Origin of the sequence: Streptomyces sp. SBT349, from assembly GCF_001083795.1 — a bacterium.
Lineage (GTDB): Bacteria > Actinomycetota > Actinomycetes > Streptomycetales > Streptomycetaceae > Streptomyces.
This window is the reverse complement of record NZ_LAVK01000495.1, coordinates 1-4,240: the sequence shown is the minus strand read 5'-3', so window position 1 is coordinate 4,240 and position 4,240 is coordinate 1. Positions and strand designations below refer to the sequence as shown.

Genomic DNA, 4,240 nt, shown 5'->3' with positions numbered 1-4,240 from the left:
TGGTTGTTCCCCGGGTCGCCATGGGTGGATATCCAGTGGTCGGCGACGCGATCGTGGCCGTCACCCGCCGCGTCGCCGACCACTGGATATCCACCCATGGCGACCCGGGGAACAACCAGTGGGCCCGCGCCACCTTCTTCAGCGGGCTGATGGCGCTGCACCGGCTCACGGGCGAGGCCCGTTACCTCGCCTACGCCACCGACTGGGCGGAACGGCACGGATACGGCCTCAACGGCGGCGTCACCACCCGGCACGCCGACAACCACAACGCCGGCCAGACCTACCTCGACCTGTACGAGATCGAGCGGGACGAGGCCAGGATCGAGGCCATCGAGACCTCGCTCCACCGCATGGTCCGCGTCGACCGCCCCGAGAAGAACGACGACTGGTGGTGGGACGACGCCCTCCACATGGCGATGCCGCCGTTCGCGCGCCTCGCCGTGCTCCGTGGCGACCAGGGGTTCGAGGACAAGCTCCACGCCCTGTACCAGCACACCAAGCGCGCTCAGGGCGGCCCCGGCCTGTACGACCCGGAGACGGGGCTGTGGTTCCGCGACGACCGGTTCCTGCCGGGCGGCATCTCCTCCCCCGACGGGCGCAAGGTGCTCTGGTCGCGGGGCAACGGCTGGGTGGCGGCCGGGCATGTGAAGACGCTCAAGGCGCTGCCCGCCGGGGCCGCGCACGTCGCCGAGTACCGGGAGACGCTGACCGCGCTGGTCACCGCGCTGCGGCCGATCCAGCGGGCGGACGGCTTCTGGAACGTCAACCTCGCCGACGACCGGCACCTGCCGGGCCCCGAGTCCAGCGGGACGTCGTTCTTCGCCTACGGGACCGCCTACGCCGTGGCGGCCGGGCTGGTCGACGCGGCGGCCTACCTGCCGATGGCGGCGCGCGCCTGGAACGGCCTGGTCGAGACGGCCGTGCACCCGGACGGCTTCCTCGGCCATGTGCAGAACGTCGGCGACCGGCCCGAGTCGAGCCAGCCGGTCACCTACGAGACGACGGCGGACTTCGGCGTCGGCGCGTTCCTGCTCGCGGGCACGGAACTGGCGGGCCTGGCGAACCCGGCCTGACGCGACGGGCCGTGCGCCGTCCCGGTGCACGGCCCGTCGCCGTCACCCGAATGCTCCGGGCGGCGTCGCCGACCCGCCGCGCGTCCGCGACAGTGAGAGGCGTGAGAGCCTCGCCACATCCGCACCCGCACCCGCCTCCGTCGACATCGGACAGGGGACTCGTCGTCTTCCTGCTGGGCGCGCACGGCGAGGTGCTGGCGAGCACGCCGGACTCGGAGCGGCTGACCGGCATGCCCGCGCCCCGGCTGAACGGACGCCCGCTCTCCGACCTGCTGGACCCGCCCACGACCTGGGCGGAGCTGGCCGAGTGCGAGGTCCCGCTCACCATGGACCTGCGCCGCCCGGACGGGCGGATGACGCAGGTGCGGCTCGACGTCCTGCCGGTGCCGGTCGGCGGCGGGGCCCACCAGGTGGTGATGATGACGGCCGAGTCCGCGGCGGTGCGCGAGGACGAGGACGAGGCCCTGGTGCGCGCGCTCTTCTCCCAGAGCGACATCGGCCTGGTGATCCACGACGCGGAGCTGCGCGTCAGCCGGAGGAACGCCGCCCCCCGGGCGTTCGTCCCCGAGGGTGATCCCCCGCCCAAAGCCGACCTCCCCCAGCCCCTCGACGAGGTTCTCGTCCCCGAGGACGCCCATCCGGTGCTGGAGCAGCTCTCACGGGTCGCCGAGAGCGGGGAGCCCCTGATCAACTTCGTCCACTCGGCGCGGCTGCGGCGCGCGCCCCAGCGCGAGCGCGTCGTCGCCCTCTCGGCGTTGCGGCTCCCCGGTGGGCACGGCCAGCTGCTGGGCGTGGCCGCCGTGTGCACCGACATCACCGCGGAGGAGACGTCGCGCCGCCGCGCGGAGCTGCTGCACACGGCGGCGCGTCGGGTCGGGGTCGCGCTCGATGTGACGCGGGACGCCGAGGAGTTGGCGCGGGTGCTGGTGCCCGACTTCGCGGACATGGCGGCGGTCGACCTGGCCCAGGCGCTGCTCGACGGGGACGAGCCGGGTCAGTTGCTCTTCGGCGTCCCGGTGCGCCGGGTCGCCGTGGAGGTCGCCGACGGGGAGTGGCCGCAGGAGGTGGTCCCGGCCGGGGCGGCGTTCCGGGTCGAGCACGCGCGGGGTCTCGGCCGGTTCGAGCGGCCGGCGCTGCTGGATCCGGACCAGGGCCCGATGTGGGTCCGTTCCCTCGGGGACGCCTCCTCGGGCACCGTGGCGGGCAGGTCGCTGTGGCCGTCCGCGCCCGGTTCCCTCCTGGTCGTCCGGCTCCAGGCGCGGGGGCTGATGCTCGGCGCGGTGGGGCTGTGGAGGTCCCCGGGCTCGGACCCGTACAGCAAGCAGGACGTGGACGCGGCGGAGGAGATCGGGTCGCGGGCGGCTCTCGGCCTGGACAACGCGCGCCGGTACGCGCGCGAGCGCAAGTCGGTGGAGACGCTCCAGCGCAACCTGCTGCCCCAGCCGGTGTTCGAGCTGCGGGCGGCGCAGACGTCGGGCACGTATCTCCCGGCGGGAACGGCGGCCGGTCTCGGCGGGAGCTGGTACGACGTCATCCCGCTGTCCTCGGCGCGGGTGGCGTTCGTGGTGGGCGACGTGGCGGGACACGGCCTCGCGGCCACGGCGACGATGGGGCGGCTGCGGACGGCGGTGCAGACCCTGGCCGATCTGGAGCTGCCGCCGGACGAGTTGCTCACCCGGCTGGACGACCTGGTGACGCGGCTGGCCGACACGGAGCCGCGGGGTCCCGAGGGGCGGGCGGGCGCGGGCGGCACCACGTGCCTGTACTGCGTCTACGACCCGGTGAACGGCCACTGCGAGATGGCCGCGGCGGGGCGCCTGCCGCCGCTGGTGGCCAGGCCCGGCCGGCCGGTCGAGGTGGTGGCGATGACGTCGGGGCCGGTGCTGGGCGCGGGCGCGGCGTCGTTCGAGTCCGTGGGGATGAGGCTGGAGCCGGGGAGTTCGCTGGTGATGTTCAGCGACGAACTGGTCGCCGCGACGGGCGAGGACGAGGGCGAGGACGAGGGCGACGGCGAGGAGGGCGGGCCGCCACGGGAGACGTCGGAGCAGCGGATGGACCGGCTGCGCCAGTGCCTGTCGCTCCAGGTGGCCCACCACCGTTCGCCCGCGGAGACCGGGCAGGCGGTCCTGGACACGCTCCAGCCCGCCCGCTCGCCCGCCAACGACATCTCGCTGCTGGTGGCGCGGGTCCAGGCGCTTCCCGAGGACATGACGGCGGACTGGTCGTTCCCCGCGGATCCCGAGACGGCGGGGCGGGCCCGGGAGACGGTGACGGCCCAGCTGACCGAGTGGGGCCTGATGGGCATCGTCTTCCCGACCGAGCTGATCGTCAGCGAGCTGGTCACCAACGCGATCCGCTGGGCGGGCGGTCCGGTGGGGCTGCGCCTGATCCGGGACGAGACGCTGATCTGCGAGGTCTCCGACCCGAGCGAGACGCAGCCGCACCTGCGCAGCCCGCGGTCGACCGACGAGGGCGGCCGGGGCCTGTTCCTGGTGGCCCAGCTGGCCCACCGGTGGGGCAGCCGCCGCACGGCGACGGGCAAGACGATCTGGACCGAGCAGCCGTTGCGGGAGGTGTAGGGACCCGCCGGCGGCGGGGGCGTGCGGGGAATTCGGTCGACACCCGGGCGGGGAACGGCGACGATCCCGGCCATGGCCTTCGTCGTCGTCCCGTCGCGTGCTGAACCCGTTCCGGTGCTGTGGCTGTGCGGACCGCCGGGGGTGGGCAAGACGACGGTGGCGTGGGAGATCCACCAGCGGCTCAGGGCGGACGGGGTCGAGGCGGGCTTCGTCGACATCGACCAGGTGGGGATGTGCTTCCCCGAGCCGGAGGGGGATCCGGGGCGGCACCGGATGCAGGCGGAGAACCTGGGCGCGGTGGTGGACGGTTTCCGGGCGGCGGGGGCCACGTGCGTGGTGGTGTCGGGGGTGGTGGACGCCGCTCGCGGGGTGCACGCCGATCTGGTTCCGGGGGCGGCGCTGACGGTGTGCCGGCTGCGGGCCGGGCGCGAGGAGCTGAGGCGGCGGTTCCTCGGGCGGCCCGGCGGGGACGGTCAGGTGGAGGATGTGCTGCGGGAGGCGGACGCGCTGGACGCGGGCGGGGTGGGGGACGTGTGTGTCGACACCGGCGGCCTGTCGGTGGCCGAGGCCGCGCTGCGCGAGCTGGCC

The 4,240-nt window shown here is 74.6% G+C and carries 3 protein-coding genes; all 3 read left to right on the top strand.

Features of this window, described 5'->3' with window-relative positions; translation table 11 throughout:
• On the top strand, nucleotides 1-1,073 hold a 1,073-nt coding region (locus tag ADY01_RS33545; protein WP_049580536.1), incomplete at its 5' end, for a glycoside hydrolase family 88 protein.
• A gap of 101 nt (nucleotides 1,074-1,174) precedes the next feature.
• Entirely contained in the window at nucleotides 1,175-3,652 is a 2,478-nt protein-coding gene (locus tag ADY01_RS33540; protein WP_159001593.1) for an ATP-binding SpoIIE family protein phosphatase, read from the top strand.
• Nucleotides 3,653-3,724: 72 nt separating this feature from the next.
• A partial coding sequence (locus ADY01_RS33535) for an AAA family ATPase (protein ID WP_159001591.1) occupies nucleotides 3,725-4,240 on the top strand: 516 nt, incomplete at its 3' end.